This is a genomic window from Siphonobacter sp. SORGH_AS_0500, assembly GCF_002838835.1.
Taxonomy (GTDB): Bacteria; Bacteroidota; Bacteroidia; order Cytophagales; family Spirosomataceae; genus Siphonobacter.
In genome coordinates this window covers 62,937-89,602 of sequence record NZ_NHPP01000011.1, presented here as the reverse complement: position 1 = coordinate 89,602, position 26,666 = coordinate 62,937, and the positions used below count along the sequence as shown (strand labels likewise).

General features: G+C 45.9%; 16 protein-coding genes and 3 pseudogenes. 10 read left to right on the top strand and 9 right to left on the bottom strand.

The features are described 5' to 3' along the window. Nucleotides 1–185: 185 nt before the first annotated feature. Complete coding sequence (locus BWI96_RS14310) at nt 186–575, top strand: hypothetical protein (protein ID WP_106637300.1); 390 nt, start codon at nt 186–188, stop codon at nt 573–575. A gap of 131 nt (nt 576–706) precedes the next feature. On the opposite strand, the pseudogene uvrA reads toward BWI96_RS14310, so the two are convergent. Beyond that, nucleotides 707–3,555: pseudogene (gene uvrA / locus BWI96_RS14315) on the bottom strand (excinuclease ABC subunit UvrA). 207 nt (nt 3,556–3,762) lie between these two features. On the opposite strand from uvrA, the gene BWI96_RS14320 reads away from it, so the two are divergent. The 3 genes from BWI96_RS14320 to tnpA all read left to right on the top strand — a co-directional run bounded on the left by BWI96_RS14320 (nt 3,763) and on the right by tnpA (nt 8,104). Next, nucleotides 3,763–5,847 carry an alpha-L-fucosidase gene (locus tag BWI96_RS14320; protein ID WP_106637301.1) on the top strand — a complete coding sequence of 695 codons (2,085 nt, stop codon included), beginning with the start codon at nt 3,763–3,765 and terminating at the stop codon, nt 5,845–5,847. 114 nt (nt 5,848–5,961) lie between these two features. Beyond that, nucleotides 5,962–7,374 (top strand): glycoside hydrolase family 125 protein, encoded by a 1,413-nt coding sequence (locus tag BWI96_RS14325; RefSeq protein ID WP_106637302.1) that lies wholly within the window; start codon nt 5,962–5,964, stop codon nt 7,372–7,374. 283 nt (nt 7,375–7,657) lie between these two features. Beyond that, nucleotides 7,658–8,104, top strand: a complete 447-nt coding sequence (gene tnpA / locus BWI96_RS14330; protein WP_106637303.1) for an IS200/IS605 family transposase — start codon at nt 7,658–7,660, stop codon at nt 8,102–8,104. Between the two features lie 269 nt (nt 8,105–8,373). On the opposite strand, the gene BWI96_RS22460 is transcribed toward tnpA, so the two are convergent. Both BWI96_RS22460 and BWI96_RS22465 read right to left on the bottom strand, forming a co-directional pair. Beyond that, nucleotides 8,374–8,532 (bottom strand): hypothetical protein, encoded by a 159-nt coding sequence (locus BWI96_RS22460; protein ID WP_232793736.1) that lies wholly within the window; start codon nt 8,530–8,532, stop codon nt 8,374–8,376. Between the two features lie 56 nt (nt 8,533–8,588). After that, on the bottom strand, nt 8,589–8,972 hold the full coding sequence (locus BWI96_RS22465) for a hypothetical protein (protein ID WP_232793737.1): 384 nt from the start codon (nt 8,970–8,972) through the stop codon (nt 8,589–8,591). Nucleotides 8,973–9,277: 305 nt separating this feature from the next. On the opposite strand from BWI96_RS22465, the gene BWI96_RS14340 reads away from it, so the two are divergent. Next, nucleotides 9,278–9,499, top strand: a complete 222-nt coding sequence (locus tag BWI96_RS14340; protein ID WP_106637304.1) for a hypothetical protein — start codon at nt 9,278–9,280, stop codon at nt 9,497–9,499. A 14-nt stretch (nt 9,500–9,513) separates the two neighbouring features. On the opposite strand, the gene BWI96_RS14345 is transcribed toward BWI96_RS14340, so the two are convergent. Then, nucleotides 9,514–10,227 carry a phytanoyl-CoA dioxygenase family protein gene (locus BWI96_RS14345; protein WP_106637305.1) on the bottom strand — a complete coding sequence of 238 codons (714 nt, stop codon included), beginning with the start codon at nt 10,225–10,227 and terminating at the stop codon, nt 9,514–9,516. Nucleotides 10,228–10,235: 8 nt separating this feature from the next. Beyond that, complete coding sequence (locus BWI96_RS14350; RefSeq protein ID WP_232793738.1) at nt 10,236–13,259, bottom strand: glycoside hydrolase family 3 N-terminal domain-containing protein; 3,024 nt, start codon at nt 13,257–13,259, stop codon at nt 10,236–10,238. Between the two features lie 218 nt (nt 13,260–13,477). On the opposite strand from BWI96_RS14350, the pseudogene mutL (BWI96_RS14355) reads away from it, so the two are divergent. The 4 genes and pseudogenes from mutL (BWI96_RS14355) to BWI96_RS14375 all read left to right on the top strand — a co-directional run bounded on the left by mutL (BWI96_RS14355) (nt 13,478) and on the right by BWI96_RS14375 (nt 18,405). Continuing rightward, nucleotides 13,478–15,539, top strand: a pseudogene (mutL, locus tag BWI96_RS14355) (DNA mismatch repair endonuclease MutL). A 590-nt stretch (nt 15,540–16,129) separates the two neighbouring features. Next, nucleotides 16,130–16,672, top strand: a complete 543-nt coding sequence (locus BWI96_RS14365) for a hypothetical protein (protein ID WP_106637307.1) — start codon at nt 16,130–16,132, stop codon at nt 16,670–16,672. Between the two features lie 191 nt (nt 16,673–16,863). After that, on the top strand, nt 16,864–17,595 hold the full coding sequence (gene ubiE / locus BWI96_RS14370) for a bifunctional demethylmenaquinone methyltransferase/2-methoxy-6-polyprenyl-1,4-benzoquinol methylase UbiE (RefSeq protein ID WP_255400697.1): 732 nt from the start codon (nt 16,864–16,866) through the stop codon (nt 17,593–17,595). Between the two features lie 6 nt (nt 17,596–17,601). Further along, nucleotides 17,602–18,405, top strand: coding sequence for a porin family protein (locus tag BWI96_RS14375; protein WP_232793739.1), 804 nt, complete (start codon nt 17,602–17,604; stop codon nt 18,403–18,405). 86 nt (nt 18,406–18,491) lie between these two features. Here the strand turns inward: BWI96_RS14375 and BWI96_RS14380 are convergent, their stop codons facing one another. The 4 genes and pseudogenes from BWI96_RS14380 to mutL (BWI96_RS14400) all read right to left on the bottom strand — a co-directional run bounded on the left by BWI96_RS14380 (nt 18,492) and on the right by mutL (BWI96_RS14400) (nt 23,419). Continuing rightward, a complete protein-coding gene (locus BWI96_RS14380) occupies nt 18,492–19,295 on the bottom strand; it encodes a porin family protein (protein ID WP_232793739.1) in 804 nt (267 codons plus the stop codon). A gap of 6 nt (nt 19,296–19,301) precedes the next feature. Beyond that, nucleotides 19,302–20,033 carry a bifunctional demethylmenaquinone methyltransferase/2-methoxy-6-polyprenyl-1,4-benzoquinol methylase UbiE gene (gene ubiE / locus BWI96_RS14385; protein ID WP_255400697.1) on the bottom strand — a complete coding sequence of 244 codons (732 nt, stop codon included), beginning with the start codon at nt 20,031–20,033 and terminating at the stop codon, nt 19,302–19,304. Between the two features lie 191 nt (nt 20,034–20,224). Then, a complete protein-coding gene (locus BWI96_RS14390) occupies nt 20,225–20,767 on the bottom strand; it encodes a hypothetical protein (RefSeq protein WP_106637307.1) in 543 nt (180 codons plus the stop codon). A gap of 590 nt (nt 20,768–21,357) precedes the next feature. Beyond that, a pseudogene (gene mutL / locus BWI96_RS14400) lies at nt 21,358–23,419 on the bottom strand (DNA mismatch repair endonuclease MutL). A 218-nt stretch (nt 23,420–23,637) separates the two neighbouring features. On the opposite strand from mutL (BWI96_RS14400), the gene BWI96_RS14405 reads away from it, so the two are divergent. Next, a complete protein-coding gene (locus tag BWI96_RS14405; RefSeq protein ID WP_232793738.1) occupies nt 23,638–26,661 on the top strand; it encodes a glycoside hydrolase family 3 N-terminal domain-containing protein in 3,024 nt (1,007 codons plus the stop codon). Nucleotides 26,662–26,666 lie beyond the last annotated feature (5 nt).

Genomic DNA, 26,666 nt, shown 5'->3' with positions numbered 1-26,666 from the left:
TTCTGTAGAATCAGGCGACTTCAGCATTACTAAAGTTCCCTCATGATCAAGTACGTTCGAAAAGTAAGTAAGTTCCTTTGCTTCGCTCTGGATGACAGGTACAATAAAAAGCATCTGGGGCAGGAGATCGAAGCAACCTATTCGACAAAACAGACATCTTCGGACAAACTAACAACTTGATAAGCATGAAGTTCATCACCTGTATCTTACTTATGATGAGTCTGGCAACGGTTGAAGGCCTGGCTCAGAGCCATCCTACGGTGAGTGTGGTTCGTATGCAGACTTTACTCCAGCAAACCTCGGATACTGCAAAAGTCTATGTACCTGAAAAGCAGTATGCGGTGCAGATCAACCAGTGGATTATTCCGCTGGATGAAACGACGTTAATGGATTGGAAAAAGCAGGATGGAGCGTATGCTGTCCAGTTTTTTCTGCAAAAAGGGACGGCTATAACAATGGAACAGGACCCGGGCTTTCGACGAGCTTATGGTGAGGTAAAGCTGGCTTCCAAACAAGCGTGTCAGGAATTCATCCGTTTGTTTGATCGACTACGGGTGGAAAGAAAACGATCCTGATAACGTTAATGAGATTTTATAGAAAAGGTCCTTCGCTTTGCTCTGTATACCAACTAGCAGGTCAGGGAAATGAATAGCAACAAAAAAGCTCTTCCATTCGAAGAGCTTTTTTGTTGCTATTGGATGAGTGATTAAGCTAACTCCATCTTTAGGAACTTCGCCGTGTGGCTACCTTTTACTTTGGCTACGGTTTCGGGTGTTCCTTCGGCGATGATCTGGCCGCCGCCGTTACCACCTTCGGGGCCTAAGTCAATCACCCAGTCGGAAACCTTAATTACGTCTAGGTTATGCTCGATAATAAGGACGGTGTTTCCTTTCGTAACCAGCTTTTGAAGCACGTTGAGCAAATGCTCGATGTCTTTAAAGTGCAAGCCCGTGGTAGGTTCGTCGAGGATATACAGCGTCTTGCCCGTGTCTTTTTTCGATAACTCTTCGGCCAGCTTCACTCGTTGAGCTTCACCGCCGGAAAGGGTAGTCGCTTGCTGCCCGAGCGTCAGGTAACCTAAGCCTACTTCGTTCAGGGTCTGAACTTTACGGAGGATCTTGGGCTGGTTTTCAAAAAACTCTACGGCCTGTTCTACGGTCATGTCCAGCACGTCGGAAATGGATTTACCTTTGAAACGTACTTCCAGGGTTTCGCGGTTAAAACGCTTGCCTTTACACACTTCGCAAGGGACGTAAACATCCGGCAGAAACTCCATTTCGATCTTTTTCATCCCGCTCCTTCGCAACCTTCGCAGCGACCGCCTTTGACGTTAAAACTGAAGCGACCGGCTTTGTATCCCCGAATTTTTGCTTCGGGTAACTCCGAAAACAAAGTACGAATGTCGCTGAACATACCTGTATACGTAGCAGGGTTCGAACGCGGTGTACGACCAATCGGCGACTGATCAACTTCGATTACTTTATCCAAATGCTCCAGTCCTTCAACGGATTTGTAAACCATCGGTTCGCGTTTGGAGCGGTAAAAATGTTGATTCAGAATCGGGAATAAGGTTTCGTGAATCAGCGTACTTTTCCCCGAACCCGAAACACCCGTGATGGAAATCATTGTGCCGAGCGGCAACTTGAGGGTTACATTTTTCAGGTTATTACCGTTCGCTCCGCTAATCTTCAGTGTTTTGCCGTTTCCTTTTCGACGTTCCGCCGGAATCTCAATGCTCCGGCGTCCGCTCAGGTAGTCGGAAGTAGTGGAATGATTTTCGAGGAATTGCTGCGGTGTTCCTTGTCCAACGACCGAGCCGCCGTGGCGACCGGCACCGGGTCCAATATCAACCAGATAATCCGATTCGAGCATCATGTCTTTGTCGTGTTCGACGACCAGAACCGTATTACCCAAATCGCGTAAATCTTTAAGCGACTGAATCAGTTTGACGTTATCCCGCTGGTGAAGGCCAATGCTAGGTTCATCCATAATGTACAGAACACCAACGAGTTGAGTGCCGATTTGCGTGGCCAGACGAATCCGCTGAGCCTCGCCACCCGACAAGCTTCGTAGGGGCCGATTAAGCGTCAGGTAATCCAGCCCGATGTTGAGCAGAAAGCCAATTCGTTTGCGAATCTCTTTCAATACTTCTTTACCGATTACCTGCTGACGATCACTGATGCGGTCTTCCAGCCCCATGGTCCAGGACGCCAGCTCTGAAATTTGCATGTTTGCCAGTTCGGCAATGTTTTTGTTATCAATCTTGAACCAAAGGGCTTCTTTCTTCAGTCGGGCACCGTTACATTCAGGGCAGGATTTAATCACCAGAAAGTCTTTGAGCCAGTCCTGAATCTTGTCCGAACCACTTTCCTGTTGACGTTTCAGGAAGTTAATGATTCCTTCGTACTTAGTATTCCACTCGGTTCCTTCGTACTTTTTAGATGGTACGGGTACGGGTTCATCCGTTCCATACATCATCATTTCCAGAGCTTCGGGCGGGAATTTTTCAATGGGTGTCGTCAAACCAACCTTGAAGGGCTTCAGTAACACTTCCAGTTGTTTGAAAATCCAGAGTTCCCGGTATTCGCCAATGGGAGCGATGGCTCCACGACTGATACTCAGTTTTTTATCGGGAATGATCGAATCAATGGTAATTTCTTCAATCACGCCCAAACCCTGACACGTCGGGCACCAGCCGTAAGGGGAGTTAAACGAGAAAGCATTTGGAGCAGGCTCATCATAACTGATGCCTGAAACGGGGTCCATCAGGTTTTTCGAGAACCAGCGGGTTTGATCCTGGTCATCCTGAAGCAACATCAAACCTTTACCCATTTGCAGAGCTTTTCCTACGGACTGACTCAGCCGGAAGCGGTCTTCGTCTTTGGGAATAATGCGGTCAATTACTACTTCAATGTCGTGGATTTTGAAGCGGTCGAGCTGCATTTTCGGTACGATGTCCTGAATTTCGCCATCGACCCGAACTTTGGTATAACCCTGTTTGGCAATCTGAACAAATAGCTCGCGGTAATGTCCTTTCCGGCCCCGAATGACGGGAGCCAGTAAGATCGTTTTACGGTTCTCGTAGTCTCTCAAAATCTGGTCAATGACCTGATCCTGTGAAAACTGCACCATTTTATCGCCCGTTACATAACTAAAGGCTTCACCCGCACGAGCGTAAAGCAGACGCAGAAAATCGTAAATTTCCGTCGTGGTGCCTACCGTTGACCGTGGGTTTTTGGAAGTCGTTTTCTGTTCAATGGAAATAACGGGGGAGAGGCCTTCAATTTTGTCGACATCGGGCCGCTCCATCGAGCCAATAAATCCCCGGGCATAGGCCGAGAAGCTTTCCATGTACCGACGCTGGCCTTCCGCGTAGATGGTATCAAATGCCAGCGAAGATTTTCCCGAACCACTGATGCCCGTAATGACCACCAGTTTGTTTCGGGGAATGGTTAAATCAACGTTTTTGAGATTGTGCTCGCGGGCACCTAAAATTTCGATAAGTTCCTGACCGTTGGATTCGGTGGATATTGTGGGAAGAGTGGTTTCTGCCATGAGGTCCTAACAACGTAAAAACAAGTAAAGTTACCGCTTTTAAGTATTTTTTTCAGTGTCCAAACCGAAACGAATTCGGGTAAATAGATACCTTCGTAGATTAATAAAATTTTTTATTATTGGATAGAGTCTGAAACGCCACCTTTGCTCTTCTAATCATAAAAAAGCGATGCTTCACTGCTTAGCCCACTATTCCTCCAAGAACGAATGAAAAAGCTCGTCATACCTATTCTAGGCTGTTTCTTGAGCCTCAGCAGTCTTGCCCAGCAAGCCCCTAAACCCTACGGAGCCGTCCCTTCTGCCCGTCAATTGAAATGGCATGAGACGGAAGTCTACAACATCGTCCACTTTACGCCCACAACTTTTGAGGACAAAGAATGGGGCTATGGGGATGCCAATCCTACTACCTTTAATCCTACGAATTTCGATGCCGAGCAAATTGTTCGTTCGGCTAAAGCAGGGGGATCTAAAGGAATTGTCTTCGTAGCGAAACACCACGACGGTTTTTGCCTTTGGCCTACCAAAACGACGGACTATAACATCTCAAAAAGTCCGTTCCGCAACGGCAAGGGTGATATGGTGCGGGAAATGATGCTGGCTTGTCAAAAATATGGTATGAAGCTGGGCCTGTATTGCTCGCCCTGGGATCGGAATAATGCGGCTTATGGAACAGATCAATACCTCGCTATTTATCAGGCTCAACTGAAGGAATTATATACGAACTATGGTCCGCTCTTTATGTCCTGGCACGATGGAGCGAACGGGGGGGACGGCTATTACGGCGGTGCCCGCGAATCCCGGAAAATTAATAACCTGACGTATTACGATTGGGATAATACCTGGCAGATTACCCGGAAACTACAGCCTAATGCCAACATTTTCAGCGATGTAGGCTGGGATGTTCGCTGGGTGGGCAACGAAAAAGGTTTTGCCAACGAAACGTCATGGGCAACGTTTACGCCAACTTCTGCCGATGGTAAAAGCAAAGGCGTACCCGGCAACGCTAACGACTACGATGCTCCCACAGGAACGCGGAATGGTGAGAAATGGATTCCGGCTGAATGTGACGTTCCCCTGCGTCCGGGCTGGTTTTATCATGCCAGTCAGGATGGGAAATCCAAAACGCCTCAGCAGTTACTTGAACTGTATTACAAAAGCGTAGGTCGCGGAGCGGCTTTGGATTTAGGGTTATCGCCTGATAAAACCGGACAACTGCATAATGACGATGTAGTCATTCTGAAAGCTTTTGGTGATATACTTCGCAAAACCTTCGCAACAAATCTGGCGAAAACGGCTCAGGTTTCGGCTACAGAAGGTCGCGGAGCGGCTTTCCCTACGAAAAATATTCTCGATAATAACCGTCAGACCTATTGGGCCAGCAAAGACCAGGCAACCACCCCGGGAATCATCCTGACCTGGAAAACACCCGTTACATTCAATATTCTGAGTCTTCGGGAGGCGATTGCTTTAGGGCAGCGAATCGAGGAGTTTAAGCTGGATGTTTGGGAAAACGGACAGTGGAAAGAAATACATACCGGAACAAGCGTGGGTGCTTTACGACTAGTGCGTTTGTCGAAGTATTACTCCACGGAAAAAGTCCGCATTCGTGTGACGAAATCACCCGTTGCCGTAACGATTAGTGAACTAGGCGTTTACGCAGAACCCGAACAGTTAGTAGCTCCGGTCATTCAGCGTAATCAGAAAGGGATGGTGAGTATTGAATCACCCGTTTCGGTGCGTGAAATTCGGTATACGCTGGACGGTTCAGAGCCCAGGGCTAGTTCGGCTTTATACACGGAGAGCTTCTTATTACCGCAGGCGGCAACGGTCAAAGCCCGAGCGTTTGGTAAGGCTCAGAGCGGTCCGGTAGCCTCGATTGATTTTGACATTCCTTCGACGAAATGGAGCATTGATCAAAAAGCAGATCGGGCCATTGATGGAGATGTGAAGACCATCTGGGTTTCGGATAAAAATGAAAAATATCCCCATACCCTAACGCTGAATCTGGGAGAAAAAATGACGCTGAAAGGTTTCACGTACACGCCGGATGCTTCGGATCATCGTCGTGGTACCGTGTATAAATATCAGGTTTTCCTGTCGGATGATGGACAAAACTGGGGGCAGGCGGTAGCGGAAGGACGTTTCGACAATATTCAGAATAACCCGCTGGAACAACGCGTGTTATTTAAAAAAGCTCATTCGGCACAATACCTGCGTTTTGTAGCGGTTGAAGCCACAGATACCAGCGAGACGGTAGCTAACGTAGCTGAACTCGGCGTTATTACTAAGTAGTTAGGAGGGGATCGTTAAGGATCGCCGGGAAATGATCCTTAACGATCTGAGTTTGAAAAGGGGTTTCCGAACTATATTTCCTGAAACTCTAAACGGAAAACAGTCAAATTAATCATGAATCGTAGAGATTTTATACAAAACACGGCTCTGGCCGGAGCGGGTCTGATGCTTCCCCTGTCGGGTATGGCCGCCAGTTTCCCCGAAGTGCGGGTTCCGGCTTCCAAGCGGAATTTCACGAGTAAAGCAGTAGAAGCCACTATTCAACGGGTACAAAAAATGATTGCCGATGAAGAACTGGCCTGGTTGTTCGGCAACTGCTTCCCTAATACGCTGGACACTACGGTTCATTACAGCGAGAAAAACGGCAAGCCCGATACGTTCGTCATCACGGGTGACATCGATGCCATGTGGCTGCGGGATAGTACGGCTCAGGTGTGGCCTTACCTTTCACTGGTGAAAGACGATGAGCCTCTGAAAAAACTGATTGAAGGGGTAGTTCGTCGGCAAACGAAGTGTATCCTGATTGATCCTTACGCGAACGCCTTTTACAACGGTCCTGGGCATAGTGAGTGGTATTCGGATAACACCAAAATGAAGCCCGAACTGCACGAGCGGAAATGGGAAATTGATTCGCTGTGTTACCCCATTCGGCTGGCGTACGGGTATTGGAAAACGACGGGCGATACCAGTCCGTTTGATAATGAGTGGAAACAGGCGATTCGACTGATCGTTCAGACGTTCAAAGAACAGCAACGCAAAGAAAATCGCGGACCTTACAGTTTTACCCGTAAAACGGCCTGGGCTACGGATACTGTTCCTGGAGATGGATGGGGTAACCCAACGAAGCCTGTAGGATTGATTACCAGTATTTTCCGTCCTTCGGATGACGCTACGACGTTTCCTTTCCTGGTGCCTTCTAACTTTTTCGCGGTAGCATCCTTACGTCAGGCAGCCGAAATTAGCCAGAAAATTGGTGACGCGGCCTTGGCAAAAGAATGTAAGACGCTGGCGGATGAAGTGGATCAGGCTCTGAAGAAATATGCTATTGTGGAGCACCCGAAATTCGGTAAGGTGTATCCTTTCGAAGTAGATGGTTTTGGTAACGCCCTGTTCATGGACGACGCAAATGTGCCTAGTTTACTGGCCTTACCTTACCTGGATTCAGTTTCAGTCAAAGATCCGATTTATCAGAATACGCGTAAACTGATTTTAAGCGATTCAAATCCTTACTTCGCGAAAGGGAAAGCAGGTGAAGGAATTGGTAGCCCTCACACGCTAGTAGACAGCATCTGGCCGATTGCGGTAACGATGCGTGCGTTAACTTCAACAAGTGATACGGAGATTCGCGATCAGTTACGCCAACAAAAAGCGACGCATGCCGGAACGGGCTTTATGCACGAATCATTCAATAAAGATGATGCGGCTAAGTTCACCCGGAAGTGGTTTGCCTGGTCAAACACGCTGTTCGGTGAGATGGTATTGAAAGTAGCCAACGAACGCCCTGCGATTTTGAAAGGGAAGTTATAGTGGGTAATGGTGTAATCATTAAACCCTTCCGGAATTAGGCATAGGTCTGATTTTGGGAGGGTTTTTGATTTGGGCATACTAACTACTAACCCTGGAGGGGGTAATTTGGGTAGCCTCGGATGATAATTTGGGGACTCCTATTTCCCCGGGTTAGCACCCGGGGCTATTCGTATTTGACCCCGCTGGGGTCTTTTTCCAAATATGAAGATATAAAAATTGAGTATAATTGCTTATTTTTTTTGATTGATTTTAATATCTTGCGTTAACCTTCAATCAAAAAATAATGCATACTTATACGCAGACCTTATATCAGATTGTATTTTGTACTAAGCATAGAGAACCTACACTTCTTAAAGAAAATCGGCGTAGTCTATTTTCTTATATGTGGGGAGTGCTGAAAAAGTATAACTGCCATGTGTACCGAATCAATGGTGTTGAAGATCATTTACACTTAGCTATTAATCTTCACCCCTCCGTTGCATTAGCAGCATTGGTCAAGAACTTAAAACTCTCCAGTTCAAGCTATATTAAAGAACAAAATCTATTCAAAGATTTTCGGGGCTGGCAGGTGGGTTACGGAGCTTTTACCTATTCTCAAACAGAGAAATGGATTTTAATCGAATACATTAAAAATCAGGAAGAACACCATCAGGGAAAAACTTTCACAGATGAATATAAGGAGTTACTAAAAATCCACGGAATTGACTTTGACGAAAAATACCTGCTATAAAGCCCAGATGGGTGGAATATGAATATCCCCGGTATGGATGGATTTGGATGATACCAAGGGAAAACAGCCACGATATTCAGGATAAACCCATTTAAACTTATTTATGCAACAAGACCCCAGCGGGGTCAAATATAAATAGCCCCGGGTGTTAAGCCGGGGAAATAGGAGTCCCCAAATTATCATCCGGGGCTACCCAAATTCACCCCGCTGGAATTAGCATGTTTCAACCAAAAAAGACTACACAGCTAATCATCAATTCCAGACCAAACTCAATCCACGATCTTCACCCGAATGCTATGCGGAGCGGGGCGATTGCCGCCAAAGTATAAACCCGTCTTATACGCAAACTTCTTGTTATGCGTAAAGCGTACAGGTTCGCCTTCCATGACGCGGTATTCTTTCTTGTGATAATCAATCTTGATACTCAAATGAACGGGCTGGTTAATCGCAGTTTCACCTACTTTGAAAGCCGTCCGTTGGCCGTCTACATAGGCATAGCAGGCAGATCAATTTTCTGCGTTTCCGGATTCCACCGCCAGCCTACGCGAGCTCCATCCACTTGATGGGGGGCTGAACCTAAACTCTGATTTTTAGAACCTACAAAGCCCAACCCAATGACCTTATTCCAGTCGTTTTGATCTACGCTTTGCAAATCATAAATGCAGGAACTATCAAACGTAACCGTAGCAGAAACCTCCCGCGGGCTGATCAAAACCCCCGTTTTTCGCTTGAAAGTAGGTTCATGATTAAAGGCTTCAATCACTACCCAGTCTGGATTAGACAATAGAAAGTCAGGGACGCAGGACTGGAAAAGCAGTCCTATCCCCAGAAAGAAGCTCAAATACAGGGCAAAATATGGAAAACGCATAGAAGGTCGGTTGAAGTAATGTAACGCTAAAAGCGGGAATTTATGTTTTCAAGACCGTAAGCACAAATTCATTCTTTCTCCTTTTCGCAGAAAAAACCTCATTCCTGAAAACGATTAGTCGATAAGTAATGACCAAAATACATCAGCAATTTCTTCGGTTCAGTTTGTTCATCTATGCAAGAATTGTATTTCCGCTAGCTGCTTAGAAATGGTACCCCATTCAATTAGCCAAAGAGAACTGTCATAAAGAATTACCGACCCGACGGCGAAGAATTTGTCATCATAAACGGCACCCGCCAAGGTACATGTGGCCTCCTCTTTTTTCTACCGGAGCCGTCCATTTACCTCGATTGCATCTAAAAACGGTTGGAGTAATGGATGGTGCAAAAGCAGGGGAATTCAATGGAAAGCGGAGCCGCGACGATTCTGGATCTACCGCTAAACCCTGCGAAAACTTTGAAGGAACTGAGATTAACCGCTCTGCGAATGACGTAGTGATTGGGTTAATGAGCATAACATTTGATTAGGGCTGAGTAACCATTCAAAACGGGTTCAGGTACTCGGACCACTGCATGGATTCCGGTAAGGGGCTGTTACTACATTCAATGTGAATGACCCGACGTCGTTGCTGATTCGTTGTTCGGCTGGAGGCGTGTAGTAACAGGGGTTTCATGAACATAACGGCTCCTGCGGAAACCGAACAAACTGCTTCGGTTTCCTGAGTCCAGTCAATGGTATCTGGCCGATAAATTCCTTTCAAATGCGAACCCGGAATTACTTTCAAGGCTCCGTTTTGCTCGTGAGTATCGTCCAGATGAATGCGGATGGTGAAGTTGTTTTCCAGAATAGTCAGGGGCGGTTGTACCGCAAACTGGTTCTGTTTCACCGTCCAGGGGCCAAACCCTTTTTCCTCTACTTTCCGATCTACTGAAATCGTTAAATCCTGATGATAGGCAACAAACCAGTTGGATTGCTCGGGCTTATCAAAGTAAATGGATTTAACGATGAAAAAATCCTTACCGAAAGTTTGTGTTACTAACGTCTTTAATTTTTCATTGAAAACGGTTGCCAGGGTTTCGGGAGCCTCTTTAAAAAACTGACGAATCGCAAATAAATCATTCGTCTTACGAAATGTCGATTTATCGGTGTCTAACTCCGCAATTTGTTCTAAAAGCGTATGAATTTCCGAGGGTTCAAAAATCGGTTCAGTAACGGCAAAGCCCTTATGGGCAATCTGTTTCTGTAAGGCATTCATACGTTTTATTATTTCTGCGAAAGCGTCGTTTTTTCGATGGCTTCGTAAGCCGCATCCATAATCCGCCGACGGATGCGAAGGCTGGTAATGAGGTTATTGTTCGCATTAGGATGCACCCGATTGGAGAGAAATATAACGACTAGTTCCTGAGCCGGATCAGCCCAAACGAGTGTACCCGTAAAACCGGAGTGTCCGAAACTGCGATTGGATGCGTACGAAGAAATATAGGCATTCCCATTCCCATCGGGGTTTCGATCCCAGCCTAGGCCACGGTAACTGCGTAGGGTATAGTTGTAGGAAAACATTGGAACCGTGTTGGGCAGGAAATAGCGGCGACCTCCGTAATACCCATTTTGCAGGTTCATCTGCATCAAAATGGCGAGATCATTGGCGGTACTGAACAAACCCGCGTGACCGGAAACACCGCCCTGAATGGCGGCATTCTGATCGTGAACGGTGCCGCGAAGAAGCGTCTCTCGAAAAACCCGATCATCTTCGGTTGGAGCAATTTTCCAGTCAATGACTCCGTGCATCAACGGACTGAAGAGGGTATTATACATGCCCAGCGGCTCGTAAAAATTCTGCTGTACAAATGCATCAAGGGGCTGATTAGAAATTTTTTCAACCAGACGACGCAGCATAATCAGGCCCAAATCCGAGTAAATGTATTTGTATCGACCACTGCGATCCCGCTGGGTAGTCATGGGGCTTTGTACAACCCATTTCCAGACGGAATCAATGGTGGCGGGTTTGGTCCACAAGTCGCGGGCAACCATTAAGGTATAGTTCAGCGTATCAACCCGTAAATCAAAATCAGGACTAAAAATGCCTTCGGGTTTCGTTTTTTCCCAGAAAGGTAAATACGCCAGCAAGCCTGACTGGTGCATTAATACGTCGCGAACGATGAGGTTTTCTTTTGTCGTCCCTTTCAAATCAGGCAGGTAATACGAAAGTTTTTGATTTAAGTCCAGATCCCCGTTTTCGTTCAGCAGCATAAGGGCTTGCAGGGTTGCCGCCACTTTAGTGACGGACGCGAGATCGTATAGCGTGGTGTCTCGCACGGGTTCGAACGGCGTGAGAGCGTAGGTGAGTTTTCCGTAATTTTTTTCCCAAACGACCCGGCCTTTTCGAGCGATCACCACCTGCCCGCCGGGAAAAGCCCCCTTTCGGATGGACTCGTTCATAATGTTATCTATCGTCTGAAGCTTGCCACTATTCATGCCTACCTCCTCCGGTAGGCCATAGGTAAGTCGACCGATAGCCTGCGTCGTTAATCCATGCCCAACCGGGAAAAGTCCTTCCACCGAAACGGGTAACTTACCCAGGGCGGGTAAAGCTCCGAACACTACTTCTGCGGTGGCTTTCTGAGCGAAGGGATCGCCTTCATAACCGCAGAGTAAGGTAGGCACTTCCGGGAAATTTTTCAGGCTGTAAGGGTTACCAAACGCACAAACTATAACCTGATTACCTCGCTTGACTAGTTTCTTCACAAAGTCAACAGAAGCCCAGGATACGCCGTAATTCTGAGCTACTTTCTGCCGCATTTCGTGCAAACTCACAATCACAACCTCACTGGAATCAAGCTTGCTAAGCATTTCGGCGTAAAAACGTTCGTCGGTTTTGGTGCCATTGGTATAACACTTCACGTTGGCGTATTTACGTAAGGTATTCTGAAAAACGTTGTTTTCGCTTTCACCCACCGCAACCGCACTAATTTTTAAAGTATCTAACTGAACCAGCGGTACCAGCTTTCGGTCATTTTTAACCAGCGTGATGGCATTTTCGTACAAGCGTTCCCGTAGGGCTTCCGACTGCGGCGTTTTCAATTCCTTCACCAGGTTTTTGTCCACAGGAATGGTCTGGAAAGGAACGAGTCCGGCATTGTATTTGGCGTAAAGAATTTTCTGAACGCGGCGATTAATCTCGTCTTCCGTAATCTGTCCGCTGGTAATAGCCTGCTTGATTTTCACAATGGAAGCACCCACACTTTCTGGTTGTAACAAAAGATCATTACCCGCCAGTAGGGCCTGTAAATTGGCATCGGGAGCTGGTTTCCCTTTCGTAACACCCCGCATGTTCATGGCATCGGTAACGACTAAGCCATTGAATTTGAGCTGATTTTTCAGTAAATCAGTTACAATAGGAGCAGAGAGCGTAGAAGCAATAGGCCGGGATTCATACGCTGGAACTTCCAGGTGAGCTACCAGAATGCTGGCAACCCCATCGTCAATCAAAGCTTTAAAAGGCGGTAATTCAAACTGATTCAGACGAGTCTGATCGTGCCCAACCTTGGGTAAGGTGCGGTGCGAATCGGTCTGCGTATCGCCGTGACCAGGAAAGTGTTTGGCACAGGCCAGTACACCTGCCGCTTGCAATCCCCGGGCATACGCTTTCCCTTTTTCGGCAACGTTATTCGGATCTTCTCCGAAGGAACGATACCCGATAATCGGATTAAGGGGGTTAGAATTTACATCTACCACCGGAGCAAAATTCATCTGAACGCCAATGCGTTTGCACTGACGCCCAATTTCCATGCCCATGTCATAGATCAGGTTATTATCCTGAATTGCTCCGAGCGTCATCTGGTGCGGAAAAGAGGTGCCCAGAGCTAATCGCATGCCCAGCCCATTCTCAGCATCCAGAGAGACCAGTAGGGGTACTTTAGAAAGGTTTTGGTAACGATTGCTCAGCTCCGCCTGCGAGTAAGGATCGCCCTGAAAGAAAATGACGCCACCGATATGATAAGCCTTAATCAATCGATCGATGCTGGCATAATACGATTCATAACGATTGGAGTAAGTCCCAATCACAAAAAACTGGCCGATTTTTTCGTCCAGGTTCATGCCGGCAAGCGTACTGTCTACCCACAACTGTGCCGCAGAAACTTTGGTGACATCCGCGTTTGAGCGAACTTCATGGGTAGAGTCGGCAAGCATTACTTCACTAAAACTAGAGGTATCTATCGGAGATTTCCAGGCTGTCAGAGCCAGCAGGCCACACATTCCCAGAAAAACTAACTTATTCTTCAACATCCTGATCATCAATACGTACTACGAGAACGCGAAATTATCTCTAAACAATTGCATCAAAACATATATATTTAAAAAAATAGGCTCGCTTTTCCGGGGGATTTGGGCGAAATTCGCGTTCCTACATTATCCAACACGCCCGGTTTAGAATTTATTCAGATTCTTACCGAAGAAATAAGTTTAAATCGGAATTCGTTTTTATAGACTCCGAACACACTTTCATGCAAGATATTATTCAACTCCTACCCGACTCCATTGCGAATCAGATTGCGGCTGGCGAGGTCGTTCAGCGACCGGCTTCGGTGGTGAAGGAGTTGCTTGAAAATTCCATTGATGCCCAGGGTACGCAGATTCAACTGCTGGTAAAAGACGCAGGGCGAACGCTGATTCAGGTCATTGATAACGGGCTTGGCATGTCAGAAACCGATGCCCGTATGTGTTTTGAGCGACATGCGACTTCTAAAATTCGCACGGCTGAAGACCTTTTCAAAATTCGTACCATGGGTTTTCGCGGTGAAGCTATGGCTTCCATCGCTGCCGTGGCTCAGGTAGAGTTACGGACGCGTCGGGAAGCCGACGAATTGGGAACACACCTGAAAATTGAAGCTTCTGAACTCAAACTTCATGAACTGCCAAACGCTGACGGGGACGAATATTTGCGTAAAGAATTTATTTTTTAACGTTCCAGCTCGACGTAACTTTCTGAAATCCAATCCTGTTGAAATGCGTCATATTCTCGACGAATTTCAACGCGTAGCTCTTTCGTACCCTGATGTAACATTTACGCTGCATCACGGCGAAACGGAAGTGTATAACTTACCTGCCGGGAAAATGTCCCGACGGATTGTTGATTTATTCGGAAAGAATTACCGTGAGCAACTGGCCGATACCCGCGAAGAAACACCCTTTGTGAAGGTGAGCGGATTTATTGGTAAGCCTGAGTTTGCCAAAAAGGTGAGGGGAGAGCAGTTTTTCTTCGTGAACCAGCGGTTCATCCGTCATGCTTATTTACACCACGCCGTTCTGAGTGGTTTTGAAGGACTGATTCCCGATGGAAGCCATCCGTTTTATGTTTTAAATATTGAAATCGATCCGGCCCATATTGATATTAACGTTCACCCCACAAAAACAGAAATTAAGTTTGATGATGAACGTTCGGTCTATGCCATCGTTCGGGCGGCGGTCAAACGGGCGACGGGAGTGTACGGACTTGCTCCAGCAATTGATTTCGAGATGGACGTAAATTTGCTGAGCCCGGCAAAGTCACTTTCGTTTGAGAAAAAAGATTACGCCGTTCATTTCGAAGCCTCTGCTAATGAAAATCGGAAGGTAACTGACGAGGAAAATGAGCATTCTCCCCGTGATACCTACCACGCTCGATCGGCGGCTCCGAAGCGGAATATTAACAGTTGGGAAAAGCTATTTGAAGGACTGGAAGGCCCGGTCAAAAATGAACGTCACAGTATTTTTGACCTTCCCGAAGAGGTATTACCTACGGTGAAACCTTTCACGCCGCCCGTTTCCGAAGAAGCAGAAACATTGCCAGCGACGTCGAGCATTACCTTTCAGAGTAAAGCTAATCGCATCCAGACGGAGGAAACTTTTCCGGAAGAATCGCCTACGCCAGAATCTGAACCGCAGGAAACGGTTAGCTTAGGACAGACGTTTAGTTCGAAAGCCATTCCATCCAAAGCATCAGCGAAACCTTCTTTGCTGGATTACGAACGAATGCTGTTTCAGGTACATAACCGTTACGTACTCTCGCAGGTAAAGTCAGGATTAATGGTCATTGATCAGAAAGCGGCTTATGAACGCATTCTGTACGATAAATACCGGGTTTCGCTGGATAAACGTAATGCGGCCTCCCAGCAGCTATTGTTCCCGAAAACGGTTAGTCTAAATCCCGTTGATTTTCAGTTGGTGCTTGAAATTGAGCACGAGATTAAAGCATTGGGTTTTGACTTTGCGGAGATTGGTAAAGATGCTTTTATTCTTTATGGCATTCCGGCGGATGTCACGGATGAAAACGAAGAGGACTTATTCGAAGGACTGTTGTCTCAGTTTCGTCAGCATTACTCAGAATTGAAATTGGATCGCCCCGAAGCATTGGCTCGTTCGTTTGCCAAACGTTCGGCGGCTCGTTACTTAACCCGACTATCAGCGGAAGAAATGAGTGCTCTGGTTGATCAGTTATTTGCATCTAGTAATCCGTCTTACACACCCAGCGGCGACCCTACTTTTACGATTTTAGGCTTGGATAAAATCGCGGGATTATTACGGTAATACATTGCCTGTCAAATATTTACAAAAGACCTCTTTTGGCAAAGAGGTCTTTTTTTAGGTATATGTAAAAGGTTAAAAGTCCGAAGAGCAGTTTCTGTGAACAATGTAGAGACGCGATGAAGTCGCGTCTAGGTAAGAGGTGATTTTTAGTAGTAGCTAACTCCACCACCCAAATGTTGATCCGCGACGCAATTGTGGATGCTGGAAAAAGTGTTTTTAACGCTTTAGCGTCGCAGACGCTATTTCCAAAATCCGCGTTGAAAACGCGGGCTAACACTAACTATTTCTAAAACTCACAAACCCCAGCAGGGTTGAACTCATGTATTAGCCCCGGGTGACAACCCGGGGATGGCTATGTATTAACTCCGGTCTGGATGGACCCGGTCTGGATGGACCCGTCTGGATGATAACCCAGAGCAGAGCATTTTGATGATAATAATCTGCGAAATTCTCAGAAGTAAGTCTTACAAAGAAAATAGGAAACATTAAATCTTATTATTTGCAACCATGTTGCAAATAATGAATATATTTGTCTTCAGAATTGAGAAGCAACTCCAGAAGGCTGGAGCATCTGTAAAAATGACAAAGGCATGAAACGTACGTATTGGCTTTATCTTCCTTTAGTGGCACTGGTCACTTTATCTTCCTGTAAAAAAGATAACAAAGATCCAGAACCCGATGAAAATGAGTTGATTACTACTGTAGAATTAACGCTAAAGGCAGGTAATGAAACAGCAAAGGTATTTACCTGGAATGATCCCGATGGTGATGGTGGTAATGCTCCGGTTATTACTCCCATCAGTTTAGATAAGGGCAAAACCTATACCTATTCGCTGCGATTCCTGGATGAATCAAAATCACCGATAGAAGATATTACTGAAGAAATTCAGGAGAAAAAAGATGAACACCTGGTGATTTTTACACCTACACCCTCCAGCTTATTAACGGTTACGATTACCGATAAAGACAGCAAAAACCTGAATGTCGGTTTAGCCGGAACGATTCAGACGCAGTCTTCTGCTGGTACTGGAAAACTAAAGATACAATTGCGTCACCAACCCGGAACTAAAGACGGCACTGCTACGCCAGGTTCGGATGATGCAAATATTGATTTTGATGTGGAAATCAAATAATCAGAATGATTGGCACGAACCCTGAAGGTTCTGATTAAAAACGCTAGAAACAGTGGCTTCTCTGGGGCCGCTGTTTTTTTGTTTCGAAGCGTATTCATTAACCGTCAAAACGTACCTTTGTCGAACTTTCTTGTTGAATAGATCGTATACTTTTAGTACCGAAGCCTGTGATTTTCAGGCTCTATAAAATTTTGACTGACGTGGTCTTACCGTATAAAGAAGAACAGAATAGCAGTAAAAAGGAACAGGTTGCCAAAATGTTCGATAACATTTCGCACCGCTATGATTTCCTGAATCACTTTCTGAGCATGGGTATTGATATTCTCTGGCGGAAAAAAGCAATTCGCTTATTGAAAGCCGAGAAACCTCAAACCATTCTTGATATTGCGACCGGAACGGGTGATTTTGCTCTGGAGGCTCTGGCTCTGAAGCCTAAAAAAATTATCGGTGTTGATATTTCGGAAGGAATGTTGGCTCATGGCCGTGAGAAGATCAAGAAGATGGGGCTTGAAGGAATCATTGAGTTGCAGAAGGGCGATTCAGAAAAGCTTCCCTTCTCGGACAATTCCTTTGATGCGGTGATCGTTTCATTCGGAGTACGGAATTTCGAGAATCTTGAAAAAGGCCTGACGGACATGAACCGCGTGTTAAAACCGGGCGGAACCTGCGTGGTTCTGGAGTTTTCTAAACCCCGTGGTTTTTTCTTTAAGCATTTGTATAGTTTTTATTCCAACCGTATTCTGCCGGTAATTGGCTCCTGGTTTTCCAAAGACAATTCAGCGTATACGTATTTACCCGAGTCTGTTCAGGCTTTTCCCGATGGCGATGATTTCCTGGCCGTTTACAAAAAGGCAGGGTTTAGTCAGACCCGGGCGATTCCATTAACCTTCGGCATCAGTTCCATTTATATCGGTAAGAAATAGTAACGTATGAAGCGTAAGCTACAAGCGAATAACTTTTTGAAGTCAACAGATGTCCAATCTGTGGTTTTATACATCAGTAAAGCCGTACCCAATCCTCAGAAGCTTCCGCTCTGGATTGCTCTGCTGGGGTGTACGCTAATGGTTCAGAAAACCTTCGCTCAGAATACGCTTTACAAGCGGAAGCACCTGGAGTTTTATGACGACAAAATGGTGCATTACGGTTTCTTTTTTGGCGTACCGAATACACGTTTTCAAATTAAACATAACGAGGCCTATAATAGCCCTCCTCAGGATTCAATCCGTTCGATGAATACACCCAACTCGATTGGCTTTCGAATGGGTTTCCTGATGAACGTTTACATGAGCCCCCGGCTGGATTTTCGTTTTTCACCCTTAACGATTTCCATTTACAGCCGTCCGGTTGACTATACGTTTGTTAGTGGGAAGGAACAGGAACTCATTCGGGAATCGACTTGGGTTGAGTTTCCGTTTATGTTAAAGTATAAATCCATTCGTCGGGGGAATACACGAATGTATGCGGTAGCCGGGTTTCGGGCGGGGCTGGAAGCCAACGTGCGGAGAAGACAGAATATAAATCGGGGTAATGGACAAATGTCAACGAAGTCGGCTGATTTTGCTGTGGAATATGGAGTAGGGTTGGAACGCTTTTTCGAATACTTCAAATTTACGCCGGAGTTACATTTCTCGCATGGCATTGCCAATATGATTCAGCCCAGTAATTCCATTTATAACGCCGGAATCCGCCGCATGACTACGCATACCGTAACACTTTACCTGATGTTCGAATAAGAGCTGTTAGAAAAAAGCCATATAAAAAAGACCCCTCAGAAAGCTTTCTGAGGGGTCTTTTTTATATGGCTTTTTTCTAACAGCTCTTATTCGAACATCAGGTAAAGTGTTACGGTATGCGTAGTCATGCGGCGGATTCCGGCGTTATAAATGGAATTACTGGGCTGAATCATATTGGCAATGCCATGCGAGAAATGTAACTCCGGCGTAAATTTGAAGTATTCGAAAAAGCGTTCCAACCCTACTCCATATTCCACAGCAAAATCAGCCGACTTCGTTGACATTTGTCCATTACCCCGATTTATATTCTGTCTTCTCCGCACGTTGGCTTCCAGCCCCGCCCGAAACCCGGCTACCGCATACATTCGTGTATTCCCCCGACGAATGGATTTATACTTTAACATAAACGGAAACTCAACCCAAGTCGATTCCCGAATGAGTTCCTGTTCCTTCCCACTAACAAACGTATAGTCAACCGGACGGCTGTAAATGGAAATCGTTAAGGGTGAAAAACGAAAATCCAGCCGGGGGCTCATGTAAACGTTCATCAGGAAACCCATTCGAAAGCCAATCGAGTTGGGTGTATTCATCGAACGGATTGAATCCTGAGGAGGGCTATTATAGGCCTCGTTATGTTTAATTTGAAAACGTGTATTCGGTACGCCAAAAAAGAAACCGTAATGCACCATTTTGTCGTCATAAAACTCCAGGTGCTTCCGCTTGTAAAGCGTATTCTGAGCGAAGGTTTTCTGAACCATTAGCGTACACCCCAGCAGAGCAATCCAGAGCGGAAGCTTCTGAGGATTGGGTACGGCTTTACTGATGTATAAAACCACAGATTGGACATCTGTTGACTTCAAAAAGTTATTCGCTTGTAGCTTACGCTTCATACGTTACTATTTCTTACCGATATAAATGGAACTGATGCCGAAGGTTAATGGAATCGCCCGGGTCTGACTAAACCCTGCCTTTTTGTAAACGGCCAGGAAATCATCGCCATCGGGAAAAGCCTGAACAGACTCGGGTAAATACGTATACGCTGAATTGTCTTTGGAAAACCAGGAGCCAATTACCGGCAGAATACGGTTGGAATAAAAACTATACAAATGCTTAAAGAAAAAACCACGGGGTTTAGAAAACTCCAGAACCACGCAGGTTCCGCCCGGTTTTAACACGCGGTTCATGTCCGTCAGGCCTTTTTCAAGATTCTCGAAATTCCGTACTCCGAATGAAACGATCACCGCATCAAAGGAATTGTCCGAGAAGGGAAGCTTTTCTGAATCGCCCTTCTGCAACTCAATGATTCCTTCAAGCCCCATCTTCTTGATCTTCTCACGGCCATGAGCCAACATTCCTTCCGAAATATCAACACCGATAATTTTTTTAGGCTTCAGAGCCAGAGCCTCCAGAGCAAAATCACCCGTTCCGGTCGCAATATCAAGAATGGTTTGAGGTTTCTCGGCTTTCAATAAGCGAATTGCTTTTTTCCGCCAGAGAATATCAATACCCATGCTCAGAAAGTGATTCAGGAAATCATAGCGGTGCGAAATGTTATCGAACATTTTGGCAACCTGTTCCTTTTTACTGCTATTCTGTTCTTCTTTATACGGTAAGACCACGTCAGTCAAAATTTTATAGAGCCTGAAAATCACAGGCTTCGGTACTAAAAGTATACGATCTATTCAACAAGAAAGTTCGACAAAGGTACGTTTTGACGGTTAATGAATACGCTTCGAAACAAAAAAACAGCGGCCCCAGAGAAGCCACTGTTTCTAGCGTTTTTAATCAGAACCTTCAGGGTTCGTGCCAATCATTCTGATTATTTGATTTCCACATCAAAATCAATATTTGCATCATCCGAACCTGGCGTAGCAGTGCCGTCTTTAGTTCCGGGTTGGTGACGCAATTGTATCTTTAGTTTTCCAGTACCAGCAGAAGACTGCGTCTGAATCGTTCCGGCTAAACCGACATTCAGGTTTTTGCTGTCTTTATCGGTAATCGTAACCGTTAATAAGCTGGAGGGTGTAGGTGTAAAAATCACCAGGTGTTCATCTTTTTTCTCCTGAATTTCTTCAGTAATATCTTCTATCGGTGATTTTGATTCATCCAGGAATCGCAGCGAATAGGTATAGGTTTTGCCCTTATCTAAACTGATGGGAGTAATAACCGGAGCATTACCACCATCACCATCGGGATCATTCCAGGTAAATACCTTTGCTGTTTCATTACCTGCCTTTAGCGTTAATTCTACAGTAGTAATCAACTCATTTTCATCGGGTTCTGGATCTTTGTTATCTTTTTTACAGGAAGATAAAGTGACCAGTGCCACTAAAGGAAGATAAAGCCAATACGTACGTTTCATGCCTTTGTCATTTTTACAGATGCTCCAGCCTTCTGGAGTTGCTTCTCAATTCTGAAGACAAATATATTCATTATTTGCAACATGGTTGCAAATAATAAGATTTAATGTTTCCTATTTTCTTTGTAAGACTTACTTCTGAGAATTTCGCAGATTATTATCATCAAAATGCTCTGCTCTGGGTTATCATCCAGACGGGTCCATCCAGACCGGGTCCATCCAGACCGGAGTTAATACATAGCCATCCCCGGGTTGTCACCCGGGGCTAATACATGAGTTCAACCCTGCTGGGGTTTGTGAGTTTTAGAAATAGTTAGTGTTAGCCCGCGTTTTCAACGCGGATTTTGGAAATAGCGTCTGCGACGCTAAAGCGTTAAAAACACTTTTTCCAGCATCCACAATTGCGTCGCGGATCAACATTTGGGTGGTGGAGTTAGCTACTACTAAAAATCACCTCTTACCTAGACGCGACTTCATCGCGTCTCTACATTGTTCACAGAAACTGCTCTTCGGACTTTTAACCTTTTACATATACCTAAAAAAAGACCTCTTTGCCAAAAGAGGTCTTTTGTAAATATTTGACAGGCAATGTATTACCGTAATAATCCCGCGATTTTATCCAAGCCTAAAATCGTAAAAGTAGGGTCGCCGCTGGGTGTGTAAGACGGATTACTAGATGCAAATAACTGATCAACCAGAGCACTCATTTCTTCCGCTGATAGTCGGGTTAAGTAACGAGCCGCCGAACGTTTGGCAAACGAACGAGCCAATGCTTCGGGGCGATCCAATTTCAATTCTGAGTAATGCTGACGAAACTGAGACAACAGTCCTTCGAATAAGTCCTCTTCGTTTTCATCCGTGACATCCGCCGGAATGCCATAAAGAATAAAAGCATCTTTACCAATCTCCGCAAAGTCAAAACCCAATGCTTTAATCTCGTGCTCAATTTCAAGCACCAACTGAAAATCAACGGGATTTAGACTAACCGTTTTCGGGAACAATAGCTGCTGGGAGGCCGCATTACGTTTATCCAGCGAAACCCGGTATTTATCGTACAGAATGCGTTCATAAGCCGCTTTCTGATCAATGACCATTAATCCTGACTTTACCTGCGAGAGTACGTAACGGTTATGTACCTGAAACAGCATTCGTTCGTAATCCAGCAAAGAAGGTTTCGCTGATGCTTTGGATGGAATGGCTTTCGAACTAAACGTCTGTCCTAAGCTAACCGTTTCCTGCGGTTCAGATTCTGGCGTAGGCGATTCTTCCGGAAAAGTTTCCTCCGTCTGGATGCGATTAGCTTTACTCTGAAAGGTAATGCTCGACGTCGCTGGCAATGTTTCTGCTTCTTCGGAAACGGGCGGCGTGAAAGGTTTCACCGTAGGTAATACCTCTTCGGGAAGGTCAAAAATACTGTGACGTTCATTTTTGACCGGGCCTTCCAGTCCTTCAAATAGCTTTTCCCAACTGTTAATATTCCGCTTCGGAGCCGCCGATCGAGCGTGGTAGGTATCACGGGGAGAATGCTCATTTTCCTCGTCAGTTACCTTCCGATTTTCATTAGCAGAGGCTTCGAAATGAACGGCGTAATCTTTTTTCTCAAACGAAAGTGACTTTGCCGGGCTCAGCAAATTTACGTCCATCTCGAAATCAATTGCTGGAGCAAGTCCGTACACTCCCGTCGCCCGTTTGACCGCCGCCCGAACGATGGCATAGACCGAACGTTCATCATCAAACTTAATTTCTGTTTTTGTGGGGTGAACGTTAATATCAATATGGGCCGGATCGATTTCAATATTTAAAACATAAAACGGATGGCTTCCATCGGGAATCAGTCCTTCAAAACCACTCAGAACGGCGTGGTGTAAATAAGCATGACGGATGAACCGCTGGTTCACGAAGAAAAACTGCTCTCCCCTCACCTTTTTGGCAAACTCAGGCTTACCAATAAATCCGCTCACCTTCACAAAGGGTGTTTCTTCGCGGGTATCGGCCAGTTGCTCACGGTAATTCTTTCCGAATAAATCAACAATCCGTCGGGACATTTTCCCGGCAGGTAAGTTATACACTTCCGTTTCGCCGTGATGCAGCGTAAATGTTACATCAGGGTACGAAAGAGCTACGCGTTGAAATTCGTCGAGAATATGACGCATTTCAACAGGATTGGATTTCAGAAAGTTACGTCGAGCTGGAACGTTAAAAAATAAATTCTTTACGCAAATATTCGTCCCCGTCAGCGTTTGGCAGTTCATGAAGTTTGAGTTCAGAAGCTTCAATTTTCAGGTGTGTTCCCAATTCGTCGGCTTCCCGACGCGTCCGTAACTCTACCTGAGCCACGGCAGCGATGGAAGCCATAGCTTCACCGCGAAAACCCATGGTACGAATTTTGAAAAGGTCTTCAGCCGTGCGAATTTTAGAAGTCGCATGTCGCTCAAAACACATACGGGCATCGGTTTCTGACATGCCAAGCCCGTTATCAATGACCTGAATCAGCGTTCGCCCTGCGTCTTTTACCAGCAGTTGAATCTGCGTACCCTGGGCATCAATGGAATTTTCAAGCAACTCCTTCACCACCGAAGCCGGTCGCTGAACGACCTCGCCAGCCGCAATCTGATTCGCAATGGAGTCGGGTAGGAGTTGAATAATATCTTGCATGAAAGTGTGTTCGGAGTCTATAAAAACGAATTCCGATTTAAACTTATTTCTTCGGTAAGAATCTGAATAAATTCTAAACCGGGCGTGTTGGATAATGTAGGAACGCGAATTTCGCCCAAATCCCCCGGAAAAGCGAGCCTATTTTTTTAAATATATATGTTTTGATGCAATTGTTTAGAGATAATTTCGCGTTCTCGTAGTACGTATTGATGATCAGGATGTTGAAGAATAAGTTAGTTTTTCTGGGAATGTGTGGCCTGCTGGCTCTGACAGCCTGGAAATCTCCGATAGATACCTCTAGTTTTAGTGAAGTAATGCTTGCCGACTCTACCCATGAAGTTCGCTCAAACGCGGATGTCACCAAAGTTTCTGCGGCACAGTTGTGGGTAGACAGTACGCTTGCCGGCATGAACCTGGACGAAAAAATCGGCCAGTTTTTTGTGATTGGGACTTACTCCAATCGTTATGAATCGTATTATGCCAGCATCGATCGATTGATTAAGGCTTATCATATCGGTGGCGTCATTTTCTTTCAGGGCGATCCTTACTCGCAGGCGGAGCTGAGCAATCGTTACCAAAACCTTTCTAAAGTACCCCTACTGGTCTCTCTGGATGCTGAGAATGGGCTGGGCATGCGATTAGCTCTGGGCACCTCTTTTCCGCACCAGATGACGCTCGGAGCAATTCAGGATAATAACCTGATCTATGACATGGGCATGGAAATTGGGCGTCAGTGCAAACGCATTGGCGTTCAGATGAATTTTGCTCCGGTGGTAGATGTAAATTCTAACCCCCTTAATCCGATTATCGGGTATCGTTCCTTCGGAGAAGATCCGAATAACGTTGCCGAAAAAGGGAAAGCGTATGCCCGGGGATTGCAAGCGGCAGGTGTACTGGCCTGTGCCAAACACTTTCCTGGTCACGGCGATACGCAGACCGATTCGCACCGCACCTTACCCAAGGTTGGGCACGATCAGACTCGTCTGAATCAGTTTGAATTACCGCCTTTTAAAGCTTTGATTGACGATGGGGTTGCCAGCATTCTGGTAGCTCACCTGGAAGTTCCAGCGTATGAATCCCGGCCTATTGCTTCTACGCTCTCTGCTCCTATTGTAACTGATTTACTGAAAAATCAGCTCAAATTCAATGGCTTAGTCGTTACCGATGCCATGAACATGCGGGGTGTTACGAAAGGGAAACCAGCTCCCGATGCCAATTTACAGGCCCTACTGGCGGGTAATGATCTTTTGTTACAACCAGAAAGTGTGGGTGCTTCCATTGTGAAAATCAAGCAGGCTATTACCAGCGGACAGATTACGGAAGACGAGATTAATCGCCGCGTTCAGAAAATTCTTTACGCCAAATACAATGCCGGACTCGTTCCTTTCCAGACCATTCCTGTGGACAAAAACCTGGTGAAGGAATTGAAAACGCCGCAGTCGGAAGCCCTACGGGAACGCTTGTACGAAAATGCCATCACGCTGGTTAAAAATGACCGAAAGCTGGTACCGCTGGTTCAGTTAGATACTTTAAAAATTAGTGCGGTTGCGGTGGGTGAAAGCGAAAACAACGTTTTTCAGAATACCTTACGTAAATACGCCAACGTGAAGTGTTATACCAATGGCACCAAAACCGACGAACGTTTTTACGCCGAAATGCTTAGCAAGCTTGATTCCAGTGAGGTTGTGATTGTGAGTTTGCACGAAATGCGGCAGAAAGTAGCTCAGAATTACGGCGTATCCTGGGCTTCTGTTGACTTTGTGAAGAAACTAGTCAAGCGAGGTAATCAGGTTATAGTTTGTGCGTTTGGTAACCCTTACAGCCTGAAAAATTTCCCGGAAGTGCCTACCTTACTCTGCGGTTATGAAGGCGATCCCTTCGCTCAGAAAGCCACCGCAGAAGTAGTGTTCGGAGCTTTACCCGCCCTGGGTAAGTTACCCGTTTCGGTGGAAGGACTTTTCCCGGTTGGGCATGGATTAACGACGCAGGCTATCGGTCGACTTACCTATGGCCTACCGGAGGAGGTAGGCATGAATAGTGGCAAGCTTCAGACGATAGATAACATTATGAACGAGTCCATCCGAAAGGGGGCTTTTCCCGGCGGGCAGGTGGTGATCGCTCGAAAAGGCCGGGTCGTTTGGGAAAAAAATTACGGAAAACTCACCTACGCTCTCACGCCGTTCGAACCCGTGCGAGACACCACGCTATACGATCTCGCGTCCGTCACTAAAGTGGCGGCAACCCTGCAAGCCCTTATGCTGCTGAACGAAAACGGGGATCTGGACTTAAATCAAAAACTTTCGTATTACCTGCCTGATTTGAAAGGGACGACAAAAGAAAACCTCATCGTTCGCGACGTATTAATGCACCAGTCAGGCTTGCTGGCGTATTTACCTTTCTGGGAAAAAACGAAACCCGAAGGCATTTTTAGTCCTGATTTTGATTTACGGGTTGATACGCTGAACTATACCTTAATGGTTGCCCGCGACTTGTGGACCAAACCCGCCACCATTGATTCCGTCTGGAAATGGGTTGTACAAAGCCCCATGACTACCCAGCGGGATCGCAGTGGTCGATACAAATACATTTACTCGGATTTGGGCCTGATTATGCTGCGTCGTCTGGTTGAAAAAATTTCTAATCAGCCCCTTGATGCATTTGTACAGCAGAATTTTTACGAGCCGCTGGGCATGTATAATACCCTCTTCAGTCCGTTGATGCACGGAGTCATTGACTGGAAAATTGCTCCAACCGAAGATGATCGGGTTTTTCGAGAGACGCTTCTTCGCGGCACCGTTCACGATCAGAATGCCGCCATTCAGGGCGGTGTTTCCGGTCACGCGGGTTTGTTCAGTACCGCCAATGATCTCGCCATTTTGATGCAGATGAACCTGCAAAATGGGTATTACGGAGGTCGCCGCTATTTCCTGCCCAACACGGTTCCAATGTTTTCCTACAACTATACCCTACGCAGTTACCGTGGCCTAGGCTGGGATCGAAACCCCGATGGGAATGGGAATGCCTATATTTCTTCGTACGCATCCAATCGCAGTTTCGGACACTCCGGTTTTACGGGTACACTCGTTTGGGCTGATCCGGCTCAGGAACTAGTCGTTATATTTCTCTCCAATCGGGTGCATCCTAATGCGAACAATAACCTCATTACCAGCCTTCGCATCCGTCGGCGGATTATGGATGCGGCTTACGAAGCCATCGAAAAAACGACGCTTTCGCAGAAATAATAAAA